At 67.9% G+C, this 16,863-nt stretch carries 14 protein-coding genes; 5 read left to right on the top strand and 9 right to left on the bottom strand.

The window, feature by feature from the left end:
- Positions 1–1,942: 1,942 nt before the first annotated feature.
- Positions 1,943–2,227, top strand: coding sequence for a hypothetical protein (locus tag ACSQ11_RS06275; protein WP_436004075.1), 285 nt, complete (start codon positions 1,943–1,945; stop codon positions 2,225–2,227).
- A 710-nt stretch (positions 2,228–2,937) separates the two neighbouring features.
- Here ACSQ11_RS06275 and ACSQ11_RS06270 read toward each other — a convergent pair.
- The 6 genes from ACSQ11_RS06270 to dnaB all read right to left on the bottom strand — a co-directional run bounded on the left by ACSQ11_RS06270 (position 2,938) and on the right by dnaB (position 8,958).
- Positions 2,938–3,300 carry a hypothetical protein gene (locus ACSQ11_RS06270; protein WP_436004073.1) on the bottom strand — a complete coding sequence of 121 codons (363 nt, stop codon included), beginning with the start codon at positions 3,298–3,300 and terminating at the stop codon, positions 2,938–2,940.
- Between the two features lie 262 nt (positions 3,301–3,562).
- Entirely contained in the window at positions 3,563–3,916 is a 354-nt protein-coding gene (locus ACSQ11_RS06265; RefSeq protein ID WP_436004071.1) for a histone-like nucleoid-structuring protein Lsr2, read from the bottom strand.
- Positions 3,917–5,260: 1,344 nt separating this feature from the next.
- Positions 5,261–5,770 (bottom strand): hypothetical protein, encoded by a 510-nt coding sequence (locus ACSQ11_RS06260; protein WP_436004069.1) that lies wholly within the window; start codon positions 5,768–5,770, stop codon positions 5,261–5,263.
- A 106-nt stretch (positions 5,771–5,876) separates the two neighbouring features.
- Entirely contained in the window at positions 5,877–6,431 is a 555-nt protein-coding gene (locus ACSQ11_RS06255; protein ID WP_436004067.1) for a hypothetical protein, read from the bottom strand.
- 174 nt (positions 6,432–6,605) lie between these two features.
- The gene (locus ACSQ11_RS06250; protein ID WP_436004065.1) at positions 6,606–7,364 is read right to left on the bottom strand and encodes a hypothetical protein; all 759 of its coding nucleotides are present in this window, start codon (positions 7,362–7,364) and stop codon (positions 6,606–6,608) included.
- A 208-nt stretch (positions 7,365–7,572) separates the two neighbouring features.
- On the bottom strand, positions 7,573–8,958 hold the full coding sequence (dnaB, locus tag ACSQ11_RS06245) for a replicative DNA helicase (RefSeq protein WP_436004063.1): 1,386 nt from the start codon (positions 8,956–8,958) through the stop codon (positions 7,573–7,575).
- A 451-nt stretch (positions 8,959–9,409) separates the two neighbouring features.
- On the opposite strand from dnaB, the gene ACSQ11_RS06240 reads away from it, so the two are divergent.
- Positions 9,410–10,195 (top strand): thioesterase family protein, encoded by a 786-nt coding sequence (locus ACSQ11_RS06240; protein WP_436004061.1) that lies wholly within the window; start codon positions 9,410–9,412, stop codon positions 10,193–10,195.
- A gap of 13 nt (positions 10,196–10,208) precedes the next feature.
- Here the strand turns inward: ACSQ11_RS06240 and ACSQ11_RS06235 are convergent, their stop codons facing one another.
- Positions 10,209–10,484, bottom strand: a complete 276-nt coding sequence (locus ACSQ11_RS06235) for a DUF2277 domain-containing protein (protein ID WP_147062935.1) — start codon at positions 10,482–10,484, stop codon at positions 10,209–10,211.
- A gap of 70 nt (positions 10,485–10,554) precedes the next feature.
- On the opposite strand from ACSQ11_RS06235, the gene ACSQ11_RS06230 reads away from it, so the two are divergent.
- Both ACSQ11_RS06230 and ACSQ11_RS06225 read left to right on the top strand, forming a co-directional pair.
- Positions 10,555–10,902: a YidH family protein gene (locus ACSQ11_RS06230; protein WP_436004059.1), complete on the top strand. Its 348-nt coding sequence runs from the start codon at positions 10,555–10,557 to the stop codon at positions 10,900–10,902.
- Between the two features lie 2 nt (positions 10,903–10,904).
- Entirely contained in the window at positions 10,905–11,234 is a 330-nt protein-coding gene (locus ACSQ11_RS06225) for a DUF202 domain-containing protein (protein ID WP_436004057.1), read from the top strand.
- A gap of 50 nt (positions 11,235–11,284) precedes the next feature.
- Here the strand turns inward: ACSQ11_RS06225 and ACSQ11_RS06220 are convergent, their stop codons facing one another.
- Positions 11,285–12,961, bottom strand: a complete 1,677-nt coding sequence (locus ACSQ11_RS06220; RefSeq protein ID WP_436004055.1) for a Coagulation factor 5/8 type domain-containing protein — start codon at positions 12,959–12,961, stop codon at positions 11,285–11,287.
- 83 nt (positions 12,962–13,044) lie between these two features.
- Between ACSQ11_RS06220 and ACSQ11_RS06215 the strand changes: the two genes are divergently transcribed.
- Positions 13,045–14,430 (top strand): MATE family efflux transporter, encoded by a 1,386-nt coding sequence (locus ACSQ11_RS06215; protein WP_436004053.1) that lies wholly within the window; start codon positions 13,045–13,047, stop codon positions 14,428–14,430.
- 21 nt (positions 14,431–14,451) lie between these two features.
- Here the strand turns inward: ACSQ11_RS06215 and bglX are convergent, their stop codons facing one another.
- Entirely contained in the window at positions 14,452–16,773 is a 2,322-nt protein-coding gene (gene bglX, locus ACSQ11_RS06210; protein ID WP_436004052.1) for a beta-glucosidase BglX, read from the bottom strand.
- Between the last annotated feature and the right edge of the window lie 90 nt (positions 16,774–16,863).

Below are 16,863 nucleotides of genomic sequence, written 5' to 3'. Positions count from 1 at the left end.
GGCGCCGGGACAGCAGCGACAGGCTTGGCCTCGACAGGCACCTCCGGCGCTGGCACTCCAAGCGAGCCAACCGCCTGCGCCGAAGGCACACCCGGACCTGGGGAAAACAGCGACAGCGTCAACGCCGCCGCGACGGACCCAGCCACCGCCGCAGACATCCGCCAACTTCCCCCGCGACGCCCCGACAACCCAGCCTGCAGACCACCAGCCACGTGAATCCCCCCGCGCTCGCGACGCCAGCCCTGCACGGGCGCCCGAGCACACTAAAGCGCAAACTTCACACAGGAGGAAAGAGGCCAGAGCCATCGATTTTCGAAAGCGGCCAAAGATCTGGGCCCAGCGACCATGCACGGACGTGAAGACGGCCAACGCGAATTCGATCGACGCTTATCGCCCCGGATCCCGGCATGCCAGACCCGAAAGACCACGAAGCGTGTCGACGGGAAGGTTCGCTTGAGGCTGGCGAGGATCGCACATCACCGAAAGGACGACTGAGCATGTGCAGCACCAAAAGGGGGCTACCTCCCTCCCGTGACGGTGCCAGTTGCGCGACAGTGCCAGTTTCCTCGTAGTTTTCGCCGCAGAGTCACGAGCGGCCGTAGGTTGACGATGTCCAGATCATTCTCAACGTTGCTCACATGGAGTCTCTCATTGATCACCGCCCAAGGTGTCCAATGCGTTGTGACTCTCGATCGGAACAGCCTGGTCATCATTCGTTTCCTGGGCGGGGTGATGTCGCACACGATGCGCGCACTGGAGGCGACGACCGTGACGGGCGTGGAACTGACGCCGCCGACTTGGCTTCGTCGAGGCACGTTGCGACTGACCCTGTCGGACTCGCACGCCGCGGCGGAGCGTGAAGAGGTCGTCTAATTCGCACGGGCCCAGCGCCTCGACTACCTAGCGCTCGCCGCAGCTTTGCGCCATGGGGGTGAGGCTCCGGCGGTCACCCTGGAATGACTGACAAACCTCGTTGGGCTTGACGGACTACTAACTCTCTGCGGCCACTTACGGTCGAGGCACCTGCGCCGAAGGGTGGCGACCCAGCGCCCAGACCCCCCGTTACGCGGCATGAGCGGGCGTTCAGGCACCATCATTGGCCAGTCCGCCGTGTAGTCGATCTGCCATCGTCTTACGTCTGCGGTGGCACCCGTCACCGAACTGGGCGTTGGCCAGTGATGGCTTCCGGTGCGTGTCGGTTAGAGAAGAGGGACACAGCGAGATAGACGTAGCTGAATGGGGGAAGAAAGAACAGAAGGACGAACCACCAGACGGGCTTCGTGCCCAGCCACGGACGGGTCCAGCTGCCCGATACCTTCCTGGCGTACAAGGCGACACCTACTGCGACCACCAAGACGATGGGCAGAACGGACCAGTTGACGTGGAACCCGACTTCCGTAACCCCCATGGGGGAAAAGATACAAGCAGGTAGCGGCACTCCTTGGGCGTCGGAGGTCTTGGACCCCAGGGCCGCCGCAGGTTGCCGTGCACTCTGCGGCATATCCGGTAAATACCTCACGCTGATGTGCGGAAGTCCAGAAGCCTGACAAACTCCGGGTGTGGGCTATTGGGACAACCGGAAGCTACGGGCTCTGCACCGACGGGTGCAGGCCGTTGATCCGCCCATGCCTTCCGACGACGCCTCGGATGAAGAGTGGGAGGCGTGGGCGGACCTGCAAGATCTGCAAGCCATCCTGACCGGGTTGGCGAGCAGCCACGGGTCGCGGAGCGCTTCAGCGTCAGACCGGTCGGAATGGCGCGGAACCGTCTCCGCTCACTTGGCCAAGCCTTCTGTCGTTGCTCTGCTTGGCGACGCGGCGGACGACGCGCGAAGCCTCGCCGCGGCCATGGGCGTGTTGACTCCGCGCTAGGCCTTCGGACCCTCGTCCGCGATCAGCGACATGAGCGGTCGATTCTGGCCGGTCCGTGCGACCATCCCCTAGTGCCCCGACTGCTCAATGATCGCGAGAGCGACATCCTCGCTCTGCTCTTGTCGGTCGACTTCCCGGGCGTCGTAGAGCTTCGGCGGCAGGCGGAGTCCGTGTCCGCCAGCCGCGAGGGCATGATCATCGACCTGTGGGTCAGCGCGGATAGTCCACGCGCCACCGTGACGAGCCGGACGCCGGTGCAGGCGGTGGTCGATGGCGAGGGATACGACGGCGGGCTCCTCCTCTTTGTAGACGACGGTCGCCTTTCCGCCCTCGAGTACTGGTGGGTGACAGAGTAGCCGCCAGAGCTCATGCCACCGCTCGCGGCCATCGGCGCACCCATCACCTCCGAGTGACCGCCTCGGCAGCTAGTCGCCCTATTGGCGGCAGATGAGGACGTCTGTCACCCCTTGCTGACGGACGGCATGACGGAGGATCCACGAAGGCCAGAAGGTCAGCCCATCCCCCTTTGCCACGTGCCTGCAATCGGTTCTATCGCGTCAGGACAATGCCCACAACGATCGCAACAGCCACCAGTGCCACGTATCCAGACACCCGGCGGCGAGCCAAACCAGCCTTGTCTGCGGGCCACAGGTGAATCACTCGATCCATGAGCAGCGCAGGACGGCCTCCTGTACCGATCGTCGCAGCCGAAAGAATGGCCGCTGCACCCAAACGCGAGTCGGCGGACCCAGCGATGCCCAGCAACGCTGCCGGCACTAGCCATGCTGCCGACAGAGCGCCTCGCTCGCCGAGCCCGTGGGTCTGCAGCTCCGGCTCACGAAATACAAGCCAGGCGGTCACGAGCGAGACTCCGATAAGCGCCATCAGGGCATGCATGGCCGGGCCCACAAGTCAGCTGCGTACACGCCCGCATCCTTGCATGGACTAGGAGGCCCGACTGCCGGCGTGGATGACGCCCGTACTCGATACGCTCGGCTATCGACAGCGTCAAGCTTCCGCGTTGCGGCATCAGCGGATGCTATGGCGGTCAGGGTCCAACTGCGGGTTACCACTCGTCGTCTGGGACGCGATAGGCCCGAATGTCCTCGGCGAACGTAGCGAGCGGCGGCAACTCCGGCCAAGGATCGAGGTCAAAGCGACGACGAACCGCCTCCAGCCACTCGACCACGTCCTGCCTCGCGATCTCGACGGCCTCGGGCACTTGGGTTGACTTCGGCGTTCGGTGAATGCTTGTGAAGCATCGACTTTCCCGATTGACCATTCGAACCCTCGCGCGCGAGGCGTTGTCAGAAAAGTTCACCACGACCTCCAAGGGCTTGCCTCCCCCACGCGCGGCCCACAGTGCGTCGAACTCTTGGACGACCCAATCCAAGTGAGCCACGACGGATGCCTCGTAGGCAATCGACACGCCATTCATTGGTCCCGTGCCGATGAACTCGATCTTCGTAGACAGCCTTGGCGGTGGGTAATTCAACGAACACAGCCTTTCCCTCGAAAGCCTTCGCGGACGTCTCACGACCGGCCCTTGTCGCCCGACCCAGTCTGACTCAGTTCGCGACAGCGAACGTCCGGAACTCGGCATGTGCGGACGGATTCCTACGACACGGGCGGCCCCGTCATCGACACTCCGTATCATCGTCAGCGCCCTAGCGGAGCGAACCTGCGGTCAGTCACGAGTTGGCGGTTTTGAACTTTTCCACCACTGCAGCAGGGATGCGGCCGCGAGCTGGTACGTCGATGTTGTTGGACTGGGCCCAGGCTCGTACTGCCTTTGCGTCGTACTTCCCGCTGGTGGTGGGTTTCGCTCGGGCACCTTTTCGGTTTGTCGAGCGGCGACCGCCTGTGCGCCGAGCTGCGCCGACGTACCGCTCGAAGTGAGCATCGAACTCCTGCGCTTCCTTGCTCGTGAGGTCGATCTCGTATGAAGCGCCGTTGATGGTGAAAGTGGCGGTGGCGCCGTCACCTTCCGCGATTTCTTCGCCAGATAAGTCACTGATGAGGACTACTCGGGTTCTCTGGGCCATCCCTGCATGTTAGTTGCAGAGATTGGACGTAGATGCTCCGCCCCGTGGGCTGGCTCTCCGAGCCGGAAGGCTAAAGGTGCCCAACGCTGGGCGTGTGTGACTCTCGGGGCTTTGCCCGAGATGGATCACGAGTGTCCCCTCGGTCAAGTTATATCGGGTTATCCGAGAATCTGGATACCTAACCTGCTCGCGAGCGGGTTGGCGCTTGGCGCAGGGGGCACGGAGGCTCCGTCCCCGAAGTGTTAGATAGGGATCGACTCGGATCCTTATCTAAGGGAAGCCACAAGACAAGGATCGCCCGGGAGCGTGCGATCCCTTTGGACGGTGCAGACGTGCGGCTCGACCTGCCGTACCGATCGGGTTCGTGCGCTGCTCCCCAGTCAACGGGTGGTGGGACGGAGTTGGGATGTCAGGTGCCAGCCTTGACACTTCTCGCACTCGTAGTGCCGGACCTCCTGACGAGATGGCGCCCCACGGTTCGCCCGCAAGGTTGCCTCGATCAGCACCAACTGAGCCAGTCGCTCCGTCCGATACCGATGTTTGCCCGTCACGCAGTACTCGCCGCCTCCCATGAGGGGATCGTGCCGCCGCCCTCTGACATCGCAATCTCGCCGCCGCTCGCCCGCTCGCACAGAAAAGTGAGCATATGTTCAGAATTGTGAGCGTCGCCGACGTCCCCTTCACCTCGATTGTTGGGCCTACAAGTCGTGTGCGAGCCCACGAACCAACGCCTGCAGCCGCGTCGGTTCATTGCGTGCGTCAATGTCTGCCAAGGTGCGTGGGTAGCCATAGACAAGTGAACGGACCTCTGTTCACCAACTTGGCTCGTAGCCCGTCGGCACATCTTCCGCGTCATCCCGCGAGGCGCAGATACCGCGCAGGAACGGCCACTCACACAGCAGCCAGACCGACCCCTCGGGCGTTGCTATACCAGCCACCCGTTCGCGGTGACGCGGGCCGCGTGCAGTACTCGTGCGGGCTCGACGCGGAGCAGGGCGGCCGGGATGTCGCCGTCGGCCGCCCCTTGCGAGCGGCGAACCAGACCAAGGCCGACTTGTGCCTGCTTGCGCGCTACCGGGTGGCCGTGTCGGGCAGTCATCGTGGATAGATACCTGCCGTTGCTCGCAGGGTCGCGGCAGTTCAGAATAGGGCTTCCTCAAGGATTCCGGCCTCTGGCTGCCACACAGATGTATCGCCTATCGCGGCCGCGGGTCTCCTCCCCCGGTGCGCAAGCGGCCAGCAGGCTCCCCTGACTGCGCCGGCAGCGTGGTTGCCAGCACAGAGCTATCAGCCGGTCGTACCCGGGCAAAGACGCAAGTGCCGCAGCGGTGTAGCGGCTGGGTTCTACGTCGGCTCGGAGAGCCCGTGACGGGCCTGTCTGGCCAAAATCTCGCTGGGTCTGCGACCCGCGAGAGCCATGTCGGCGATGGCATCGGACGACTCGGCAACCAAGGTCCAGGCAAGGGCCGCGGTAGGACTGTCGCTGTGCTCCACGATGAGGCGCGCAGTCTCGATCGGGGTGCCGCGACGGCGCCAGTGGAAGGCGTGGTCTGGCCAAAAGCCCGCCAGGGCCCACGCGCGGGCTTCCTGCTTGGTGAAAGCGAGCGCGCGGAACCGCTGAACCATCGCTGCGTTCAGTCCCCAGGACTGCGCTTCGTCGACTGTCATGCCCATGTCGCGGAACGCCATGGCGTCGCGCCGGGTAAAGGCGCACACGTACCAGCGCTGTGCTTCAGCCGCGTCGTCCTCGACCGCGTCGCGGAAGGCCTCGGCTGAGTCCGGATAGTCATCCCACGTCTCGTGGCCACGCTCGTAGGTGGCTTCGAGGTCGTCGAACGGCGAGTAGAGGTTCATGTCTTTCCTATCGGCAGGCAGGGTCTCGGCCTGACGTTGCGCACGGGGCCAAGTTTTGGCCTGGTTCTTGAGGTGGGATTGAGTGGGATAGGAACAGCCAGGATGTTCAGTTGCGCAAGTCCACGTGGTCGTCGTGGTCGTCCCCTTCGCTCGGCAGCACAGGGGCAGCACCCTCCAGCTCTGGAGGCGTGAGGAACTCGGCTGGGTTTGCGCCCTTCTCGGCGTGTTCCAGTGCGTCGCGGAAGGACAGCCCAGTCAGTGTCCACAGGACTGATTGAGCGACCGGCTTGGTGGCAGTCCGCAGCACTCGCGCCTGCTCGGGGGTGAATCCGCTCTCCCGCCAGAACATCGCCTCGTACCCGAAGATGTCTTCGCTGGCCCACTCCCAGGCCTCGCCTCGCTCGAAGCCAGCGTGCAGGAACGACTGGACAGCCTCGGGAACCATGCACCAGCCCCAGGCGTCCTGCGGCGTCATGCCCATCGTGATGTAGAGCCGGGCCTGCTCTGGGGACACGTCCGCGTCGAACCAATCCTGCGCCGCGGCGGGGTCCTCGTCGAAGCCGTGCTCGATGAAGTCTTCCAGGGTGTACCAGTTCCATGGCTGACAGTTGGCGCGCGTTTCGGACTGAGACAGCAGATTGAAAGGGGGAGGCGTCGTCATGGTTCCTCTATCGGCACACCTCGCACTTGGGTGCACCCTCCCGGTGGATCGACGCGAAACGTCCGGGCTCCAGGCGAGCACACCCGCGGCCCGGGACGGGTAGGGCCGCACGCAACGCAGACGCCCTTCGACATCGGTGAGGTCGAAGGGCGTCTCTTCACATCGATTGAAGGGTCAGTCGTGCTGCTCCCAGCAGCCATGCGCAGAGCGCACGTTGACCGCGAGACCGTCCCCCTCCTCACGTGCGATGTAGTGGACCATCACGTCGGCCGCGTCTCCGATGGACCGCTTCGTCTCAGGGCTCTGGGCGTCGGTGCTGGTCCAGACGACCACAGTCGGGGCGTTCGGACGGGACGCTGCGAAGGCCCGCAGGTCGGCCGCCCTCCACGCGTCAATGTCCTCCCCGGTCATAGGGACCGCGGCCGGGATGAGAACCGGACCATCAGCCGCGTAGGGGCGAGCCCGCTCGAAACCATCGAGGATCAGCAGCCGCTCATCCGCGTACTCGTCCCCAGCCATGAACGTGTCGACCTTGTCGAGGGACGGGACACCACAGGGGTACTGAAACCCCGTGCCGTCGCCGAGGCGAGCCATCACCTTATGGTCGCGATCGACGTGGGCGATGACCTGATCGTCGCTGCCGTCAGTCCCATTGAGCACGGCCGCGAACAACTCGACCCAGGGTCCCGGGTCGCCGAGGCCGACATACGCCATCCGCTGCTGCGTGGTCATGACCGTCTTGATGAGGTCACCGACGGTGGCAGCGTGCGACGGCCACCATGGGTCGTCCCCGTACAGGACGATCAGTGTCACCGCCCCGCACGGAAGGGAAGGGACCTTCTCCCTGATCAGATCCCACGTCCATGGAGACTTCAGGTGCTTGGGGTTGGCCTCGGTCTGGGTTGACGCGTCTCGCGCGGTCTCGTTCAACATGCCCTACTCATCGGCAGACAACCCGACGGACAACACCAAAGCCCACGCCCTGCTGACCGATCCCCGGCGCTCCACCGGTAACACGCCGTGTTACCTACCTCAGAACTCCCAAAGTCGTACCTGCCCAAGATCGGGTCTGGTCGGCGACACCGACTCTAAATTTAGAGCGTTCAAGCACAACACATGACATGACACGCACCGATGTCATCTATTGCTGGACGGCCCAGCCGCCGTCGCGGGCCATGTTGCTGAACCGGCTGTAGTGGCCCTGGAAGGCGAGCACGATGTCAGCGGTCGGGCCGTTGCGGTGCTTGGCCACGATGACGTCGGCCTCGCCGTCGCGCTCGGGGTCGGAGCGGTCGCGGTGGAGCAGGATCACCATGTCGGCGTCCTGCTCGATGGAGCCGGACTCACGCAGGTCGGACATCTGGGGGCGTTTGTCGGTGCGCTGCTCGGGACCACGGTTGAGCTGTGAGATCGCGATGACCGGGACCTCGAGCTCCTTGGCGAGCAGCTTGAGCGCACGCGAGAACTCGGCGACCTCCTGCTGGCGCGACTCGACCTTCTTGCCCGAGCTCATGAGCTGGAGGTAGTCGATGATGACCATGCGCAGGTTGTGCTGCTGCTTGAGGCGGCGGCACTTGGAGCGGATCTCCATGAGCGACATGTTGGGCGAGTCGTCGATGAACAGCGGGGCATCGGAGATCTTGCCCATGATGCGCGCGAGCTTGTTCCACTGCTCCTGGCCCTTGAGTCCCTTGCGCAGGTCCTGGAGCTGGATCGTCGCCTCGGCCGAGAGGATGCGCATGGTGATCTCGGTGCGGCTCATCTCGAGCGAGAACACCGCCGTCGCCATGTTGTGCTTGATCGCGGCGGCGCGCGCGATGTCGATGCCGAGCGTGGACTTGCCGACCGCGGGGCGGGCCGCGACGACGATCATCTGGCCCGGGTGCAGACCGTTGGTGAGGTTGTCGAGCTCGAGGAACCCGGTCGGCACACCCGTCATCTCGTCGGTGCGCCCGGCCGCGGCCTCGATCTCCTCCATCGTCGCGTTGAGGATCTCGCCGAGCTGGTGGTAGTCCTCGCCACCGCGCTTCTCGGCGACGGAGTAGACCTCGGCCTGAGCCCGGTTGACGATCTCGTCGACGTCGCCCTCACCCTGGCCGTAGCCCATCTGCACGATGCGGGTGCCGGCCTCGACGAGGCGCCGCAGCACGGCCCGCTCGTGGACGATCTCGGCGTAGTAGCCGGCGTTGGCGGCGGTCGGCACCGACTGGATGAGCTGGTGGAGGTAGGCCTGGCCGCCGACGCGGGTGAGGTCACCGCGCTTGCCGAGCTCGTCGGCCACGGTGATGGCATCGGCCGGCTCGCCGCGACCGTAGAGGTCGAGGACCGCGTCGTAGATGAGCTCGTGCGCCGGGCGGTAGAAGTCGGCCGACTTCGTCACCTCGAGGCAGTCGGCGATCGCGTCCTTGTTGAGCAGCATCGAGCCGAGGACGGACTGCTCGGCACCGAGGTCCTGCGGAGGAAGGCGGTCGTCGGGGGGACCGTCGCTCGAGCCCGTGTAGCTGCTGCTGAGCTCCGCGATCGACACCCGCTCACCCCTTCTCTTCGTACCGTCGTCTGCCGTGTGACCAGTCCAGCATCGACCTCCGACAGACGTCGTGGTCGGCTCGGACGAGGGCCCGGGAACGACTGGCTCGGCTCAACCTAGGACCTCGGGCGACCAGGCCAAAACACACCTGGGGACGACCTGTGGACAACAGGTGGAAAACGCCGACCGGTGTTGTGCACAGTCGGTGGAAAGGCCTGTGGACGGAGCACCGACTTCGCGAGCGCCGACCCTCTGACCTGCAGGTTTGCTGTCCACCCCATGTGCGCGAAAGAAAGATCCGGGCGTGTCCCGTCCACATGAACCACATCACAGTCGCACACCTCGATGCCCGGTCTGACCCCTCAGGGACTGGCCCTTACCCAGCAGTAGGGCGGGCTTGTGTCAAGGGTGCCCCGACCGCCCGCTCACGGCGTGCGACAGGATCATCCGCATGGCCTACTTCGAGCGCACCGGACCAACCACGTTCCGGGCCACCCGGCACACGGGCGGAGCCTGGACGCTCGACGAGCAGCACATCGCGCCGGCCCTCGGCCTCCTCGCCCACGTCGTCGAGACCGACCGGGACGCCCGCCGCCCCGAGACCGGCCGCGACCGCCTCCCGATGGCCCGGCTCTCCTTCGACATCCTCGGCACGCTGCCCATCGACGAGGTCGACACCCGCGTCGAGGTCCGCCGCCCCGGCCGGACCATCGAGCTCGTCGAGGCGACCCTGAGCCACGGCGGCCGGCCCGCCGTCCTCCTGCGCGCGTGGCTCGTCCAGCGGCGCGACACCACTGCCATCGCGGGCACTCCCACCCCACCGATCCCGTCCCCCGACGACACGCCCGAGTGGGACCCCACCACCGTGTGGCCCGGAGGCTTCATCGCGACCGCCCACCTGCGCCGGCACCAGGTCGAGCCGGGCCGCGCCCACTTCTGGGTCCGCACCGACGAGCCGCTGGTCGAGGGCGAGGACGTCTCACCCACCGCCGCAGCCGTCGGCCTGCTCGACATCGCCAACGGCATGACCGTGCGCGAGGACCCGACGCGCGTCGCCTTCCCCAACCTCGACCTCACCGCCCACCTCGTCCGGGCACCCCGCCCCGGATGGCTCGGCTTCGACACCGCGGTGACGTTCGGCGACGACGGCATCGGCCTGACGAGCAGCGTCCTCCACGACGAGGACGGTCCGGTCGGCACCCTGGCCCAGGTCCTCACCGTCCGCCCCCAGGGCTGACGGACCAGGGGGCTCAGCCGGCTCGGCCGTACCTCTCCGCCGACCGGGCCCGCGCCTTGGCCGCCTCGACCTCGCGGTCCTTGGGCGGCGCGGCCGTCACGAGGTGGTCGAGCAGGTGCTGGGTCGCGTCCGCGACCTCGCGCACCGCCGCGTCGAACGCCTCCTGGTTCGCCTGGGACGGCTTGGTCGACCCGCTGACCTTGCGCACGTACTGGAGCGCTGCGGCATACACCTCCGAGTCCGTGGCGGGAGGCTCGAAGTTGTGCAGCTGACGGATGTTTCGGCACATGCCTGTCAATGTATGCCGCCCGCTCGCCTCCCGACACCCCTCACGTCCCGTCGTGGCTAGGGTCGACGCCATGCGCCCCGAGGTCCTGCGTGACGGCACCGAGCCCGACCCCCGGTTCACGCTCGCCAACGAGCGGACCTTCCTCGCGTGGATCCGCACCGGGCTGGCGCTCATCGCCGGCGCCGTCGCGATCGAGGGGTTCGGGATCGAGCTCGACGAGACGGTGCGCGGCATCGTCGCCATCGGCCTCACCGTCCTCGGCGCCACCGTCGCGGTCGGGGCGGGCGTCCGGTGGCTGCGGGTCGAGCAGGCGATGCGGCACGCCCGCCCGCTGCCGTTCCCGACGCTCATCCCCTTCCTCGTCCTCGGCAGCGTCGTCGTGGCCGTGACCCTGCTCGTCCTCGTCGTCACGAGGTAGGCGTGACCGACCACCCCACGCCCCGCGACGACGCCGGCCTGCAGCCCGAGCGCACGGCGCTGGCGTGGCAGCGGACCGCGGTCTCGTTCGCCGCCGCCTCGCTGCTCTTCCTGAGGTGGGCCGCGCAGCACGGGCCGGTCGTCACCGTGGTCGTCGTCCTCGCCGCACTCACCGCCACCTGGCTCTTCTTCTCCACGCGCACGCGGCTGCGCCGGGTGGTCCACCACTTCCCCGCGCCGGGCCTCGAGCCCGCGGTGCGCGAGGTCCTCGTCGTCACCGCAGCGACCGCCCTGCTCGGCGTCGCCGCCCTCTGGGTCACCCTCGCGACCTGACCGACCCACCGATCTGACCGATCCGAGCGAGCCGACCTCGGACGACTGGTTCAGTTCGCGGCGGCGCGCTCCCACGTCCGGAGGTACGACTCGGCGCCGGCCATGAGGTCGTCGACGAGCTCCTGGCCACCGACGATCCGCAGGTCCTCCACCCAGTCGGGCACCTGCCCGTAGTGCGCGACACCGTCGACGTTGACGTCCCACACCCGATCGCCGGTGCGTTGGCGCGACAGCACCGAGCCACCGTCCACCGACCGGAAGGGATAGACGACCGGGCCGGCCGCCGACGTCGCCGCGCCCTCCCTCGGCGGGGGCGTCCCACCGAACCCGTTCATGTCCATGCCGAACCCGTAGCCGACGCCGAACCGGTCGCGCTGCGCCTTGCTCGCACGCCAGTCGGCGACGAACTCCGTCGTCCCGTGGCCGTACTGGGTCGCGAAACCACCGAGCGAGTACAGCCTCTGCATGAACGGCTCGGCGAGCCACGAGTGCGAGCTCAGCGCGCCGGCATACGAGGTCTCCTCGAGGATCGAGAAGGTGCGCGCGGCCGCCTTCGCCGACATGTGGTCGACCTCGACCATCATGTGGCGCTTGACGAGGCCACGCACGGCGTACTCCCCCAGCGACGTCAGCCCGCGCGGGTTGCAGTGCGGCCCAACGGGATACACCGGCAGGACCGCGAGCGGGAAGGCGACCGCGAGCTCCTTGGGCAGCACACCGCCGGCGACCGTGTGGTCGGGCACCTCGCCCGGCCGGCACGTGCGCGGGTTCCACCAGGTCCCGGTCGTGAGGAACTGACCGAGGTTGACGATGACCCCGGTCGTGCCCTCGTCGTAGCGCACCCCGCAGAGCGCGTTGTCGAACTTGTGGCACAGGAACATCGACGAGACCCCGAGCGCCTTGAGCTCGTCGAGCCCACGGTCGATCTGCGCCTTGCCGCACGCCGGGATCGTCAGCGTCTGCTTGCACCCGAACGGCTCGGACACCTCGACACCGAGGACCACCGCGAGCTTGCCCTGCTCGACGACCGACCGCGCCTGCGCCGGGGTCGTCACGATGCGGAACCAGCCCTGGCCCGCACCGCCGTACTGCGCGTCGACGAACGCCTCGAGCTCGCGGGTCAGCCTCGCCTCGCGCCGCACCGCGTCCATGTCGTTGCACGAGCTGCGGTTCGGCGCGTTGACGACACCGTTGATCGTGCAGAGCCCGGAGTTGGACACGAGGTCGTTGACGAGGATCCGCTGCCCGCCGCGCCAGGCCCGCTCGACCCACTTGTAGTACATCTGCTGGTGCGTGAAGGAGTCGTATGCCGGCCAGAACCGGAACGTCGGCCAGCCCACCGTGTCGTGGCTCGCGAAGGGGTTGCCGCCCTGACGGGCGTTGGTGAGGTTCTCGATGAGCGCTCGGCGCCCGTCGGGCTGGTGCGCCGGGCAGTCGCGCAGGGCGTCGGCGATGCCGTGGGCACTGAACGTCCGCCCGCAGATGACGTTGCCGCCAAACCCCTCGTCGCTGAACATGTGGGTGTGCGCGTCGACGAGCCCGCGCACCTCGCCCGTGGCGGTCGTGCCGGTGAAGGGTTCGCCGACGACGTCGACCTCGGAGTCGGGCGTCTGTGGCGAGACCGGCTCCCACCACGGCGGCCCGGCGGCGGTGGCGCTCGAGCCCGATACGAGCAGGGCGAGCACGCCCATGACGACAGCGACGAGGGTGCAGCGGAACCTCGACATCGAGACCTCCAGCAGTCGGTGGTTACTCGACCGTAGCGAGTGCTGGCCCGACGCGCGCGGCGAGCGGGCACTAGGTTTCCGGTGTGCGAGAGCAGACCCCCGGGGGCGGACGGGAGAGCGAGGAGACGCCCAGCCAGCACCGCGAGATCCTCCGGCTCGCGCTGCCGGCGTTCCTCGCCCTCGTCGCCGAGCCGCTCTTCCTGCTCACCGACTCCGCGATCGTCGGCCACCTCGGCACCCCGCAGCTCGCCGGACTCGGCGTCGCGAGCGCCATGCTGCTCACCGCCGCCAACCTCTTCGTCTTCCTCGCCTACGGCACGACGTCGGTCGTCGCGCGGCAGCTCGGCGCCGGCAACCGGGCCGGGGCCATCGCCGCCGGCATCGACGGCACCTGGCTCGCCGTCGGGCTCGGCGCGGTCACCGCCGTGGTCGTCGCCGCGGCCGCCGGGCCGATCTGCCGAGTCTTCGGCGCCTCACCCGAGGCGCTCGGCCACGCCGTGACCTACCTGCGGATCTCGGCCATCAGCATCCCGGCGATGCTCGTCGTCCTCGCGACCACCGGTGTCCTGCGCGGGCTCCAGGACACCCGCACCCCGCTCGCGGCGAGCGCTCTGGGCTTCACGTCGAACATCGCGCTCAACCTGCTCTTCGTCTACGGGTTCGGCTGGGGCATCGCCGGCTCCGCCCACGGCACCGTCCTCGCGCAGACCGGCATGGCGACCGCGCTCGTCGTCGTCCTCATGCGTGAGGCCGCGCGCCAGCAGGTCACCCTCCGGGCACATCCGGGACGGATCCTCGGGGCGGCACGCACCGGCATACCTCTGCTCGTGCGCACCCTCGCCCTGCGCGCGGTCCTGCTCGTGACCACGTGGGTGGCGGCCGGGCTGGGCGACGTCCCGCTCGCGGCCTACCAGGTGTCGGCGACGATCTGGAGCTTCCTCGTCTTCGCGCTCGACGCCATCGCCATCGCCGCGCAGGCCATCACCGGTCGCACCCTCGGCGAGGGCGACGTCGTCCGGACCCGCTCCGCGACCACGCTCATGGTCCGATGGGGGATCATCGGCGGCTTCGTGCTCGGCATCGTCCTGCTCCTGCTGCGCACCGTCCTGCCGAACCTCTTCACGAGCGACCCGGCCGTGCAGGCCGCCATCGCGGCGGCCCTGGTCATCGTCGCGCTGTCGCAACCTCTGAGCGGCTACGTCTTCGTCATCGACGGCGTCCTCATCGGCGCCGGGGACGGCCGGTGGCTGGCTCGCGCGATGCTCGCCAACCTCCTCCTCTACCTGCCGCTCATCCTCGGGGTGCACCTCATGGGCGACTGGCTCCTCGAGGACGGCAGCGCCCGCGCCACCGGCAACGCCGTGATGTGGCTGTGGCTGGCCTTCACCGGGTTCATGGCGATCCGCGGCGTGCTCATGTGGGCACGGGTGCGCACCGACGGCTGGATGGTCACCGGCGCGACCCGGTGACCACCCAGCCCGGATGCCGGGTCAGCGGGTGACCGTGAACGTCACCTTCTTGTCGGCCTTGGAGGAGCTGCCTCCGTAGAGCTCGATGGTGCCCGGCTCGACGACGAGGCGACCGTCGTTGTCGTGGAAGCCGAAGGCGCCCCGGTCGAGCGTGAACCTCACGACCTTGCTCTGACCCGGCGCGAGGGTGACGCGCTCGAACCCGACGAGCCGGCGCACCGGCTGCGACAGGCTGGCCACCGGGTCGTGGAGGTACAGCTGGGCGACCTCGTCACCGGCGACCGACCCGGTGTTGGTCACCGTCATCGTCGCCGTCACCTTGCCGTTGCGGCTCACGCTGGTGCGGTCGAGTCGCGGCGCGCTCACGTCGAACGTCGTGTAGCTCAGGCCGTGCCCGAACGAGTAGAGCGGGTCGCAGGTGTCGAGGTCCCGGTACCGCGAGACGTACTTCTGGCCGATGTCGCAGGGACGCCCGGTCGGCTCGTGGTTGTAGTAGATCGGGACCTGGCCGACGGTGACGGGGAAGGACACCGGCAGCTTGCCTCCGGGGTTGACCTTGCCGAAGACGACGTCGGCGACGGCGTTGCCCGCCTCGACTCCCGGGAACCACGCCTCGAGGATGGCGGGCGCCGTGGCGTCGACCTCGGGGATGGTGAGCGGGCGCCCGTTGAACAGGACGACGGCGAACGGCTTGCCGGTGGCCTTGATCCGGTCGATGAGCTGCTGCTGCAGGCCGGGCAGCGAGATGTCGCTGCGCGAGGCCGCCTCGGCACTCATGCCCCGGGTCTCACCGACGGCGATGATCACCTGGTCCGCCGCCTGGGCCGCGGCGACGGCGGCATCGAAGCCGGCGTCGGTGGCGCAGTAGTCGGTGGGCTTGATGTTCGGCGGCTCGCTGTCGACGAGGGTGCAGCCGGGCGTGTAGGTCGCCGTGGGGCTGACCGCCTTGACCCCGGTGTAGACGCTCACGGCGTCCTTGTCCTCGCCGCGACCCCACCACGGGCCGAGCATGTTGTGCTGGTCGTCGCCGAGCGGGCCGATGACGGCCGTCTTCTTCGCCGGCGACATCGGCAGGGTGGCCGAGGAGTTCTTGAGCAGCACCATCGACTCACCGGCGGCCTTGCGGGCGGCTGCCCGGTCGCTGGGGGTGAGGAAGCTCGCCGGGTCCTTGGCCTTGGCGACGTCGACGTAGGGGTTCTCGAAGAGCCCTGCGCGGAACTTCACCCGCAGGATCCGGCGCACCGCGTCGTCGAGACGGGCCCGCGAGATGTCACCGCTGCGCAGCAGCCCGGCGCCGTAGTCGCGCACGTAGGTGCTCACCATCTCCTGGTCGGTGCCGGCCATGAGGGCCTGGGCGCCGGCGCTCGGACCGTCGGCCGCGGTGCCGTGGCCGCACGAGCCCTCGGCGGGCATGACCGGCGGGCACGCCCGGGTCTCGGCCACCGCGGTGTAGTCGCTCACGACGAACCCGTCGAAGCGCCACTCCTTCTTGAGGATGTCGGTCTCGGTCTCGTGGTTGGCGCACCCGGGCACACCGTTGAGCGAGTTGAACGAGCACATGACCGAGGCGACCCCGGCGTCGACCGCCGCCTTGAACGGCGGCAGGTAGAGGTCACGCAGCCGGCGCTCCGACATGTCGGTCGTGTTGTAGTCGCGTCCGCCCTCGGGCTGGCCGTAGGCGACGAAGTGCTTCACCGACGCCGCGACCTTGTCCGGCTTCGAGTAGTCGGAGCCCTGCGCGCCACGCACGCGTGCCGCCGAGAAGGCCGAGTTGAGGAAGGGGTCCTCACCGCCGCCCTCGACGATCCGGCCCCAGCGGGGGTCGTGCGACACGTCGACCATCGGGCTGTAGACCTGCTTGAGGCCCACGGTCGCGGACTCGCGCGCACCGATCGCGGCGTCGATCTCGCCGACCTTCGGGTCGAACGAGCTGGCCGCGCCGAGCGGCACCGGGAAGATCGTCCGGTAGCCGTGGATCGTGTCGAACGCGAAGAGGATCGGGATCCCCAGCCGTGACTGCTCGACCGCGACCTTCTGGAAGTGGTTGATCTTGTCGGGGTCGGTGAGGCTGAAGACCCCGCCCACGCCGGCCTTGGCGTCGGCGTCGGTGATCTGGCCGTCGGAGAGCAGCTGCACCTGCTGGAGCTTCTCGGTCGTCGTCATCCGGCGGATCAGGGCGTCGATCCGGCGCTCGACGGGGTCGCGTCCGCGGGCCTGGTCGGCGGCGGTCGACTGCTGCGTCGACCTGCTGGCGTCGGCCCGGTCCGGCAGGCTGTGTGGCTGGATGAACGGGAGAGCCGCCGCTGCCGCGACGGCTGTGAGGGTTGTGACCGTGCGCTTCATGGGTCAGGTCCACCTCCGGAGTCGGCCCCGACCGAACCGTCGCCGGCCGGGAGGGCGCCGGCGGTGGTTCTCGGACGTCGGCGTCGCTTC

This window comes from Knoellia sp. LjRoot47 (genome assembly GCF_964253435.1).
Taxonomy (GTDB): Bacteria; Actinomycetota; Actinomycetes; order Actinomycetales; family Dermatophilaceae; genus Knoellia.
The sequence above is the reverse complement of the archived record's forward strand: the minus strand, read 5'-3'. Positions and strand labels throughout refer to the sequence as shown.

Coding starts and splice junctions, on each gene's coding strand:
- ACSQ11_RS06265 (WP_436004071.1), bottom strand. CDS start 3,916: ATGGCCCAGAGAACCCGAGTAGTCCTCATCAGTGACTTATCTGGCGAA.
- ACSQ11_RS06260 (WP_436004069.1), bottom strand. CDS start 5,770: ATGAACCTCTACTCGCCGTTCGACGACCTCGAAGCCACCTACGAGCGT.
- ACSQ11_RS06255 (WP_436004067.1), bottom strand. CDS start 6,431: ATGACGACGCCTCCCCCTTTCAATCTGCTGTCTCAGTCCGAAACGCGC.
- ACSQ11_RS06250 (WP_436004065.1), bottom strand. CDS start 7,364: ATGTTGAACGAGACCGCGCGAGACGCGTCAACCCAGACCGAGGCCAAC.
- ACSQ11_RS06240 (WP_436004061.1), top strand. CDS start 9,410: ATGGCCTACTTCGAGCGCACCGGACCAACCACGTTCCGGGCCACCCGG.
- ACSQ11_RS06235 (WP_147062935.1), bottom strand. CDS start 10,484: ATGTGCCGAAACATCCGTCAGCTGCACAACTTCGAGCCTCCCGCCACG.
- ACSQ11_RS06230 (WP_436004059.1), top strand. CDS start 10,555: ATGCGCCCCGAGGTCCTGCGTGACGGCACCGAGCCCGACCCCCGGTTC.
- ACSQ11_RS06220 (WP_436004055.1), bottom strand. CDS start 12,961: ATGTCGAGGTTCCGCTGCACCCTCGTCGCTGTCGTCATGGGCGTGCTC.
- bglX (WP_436004052.1), bottom strand. CDS start 16,773: ATGAAGCGCACGGTCACAACCCTCACAGCCGTCGCGGCAGCGGCGGCT.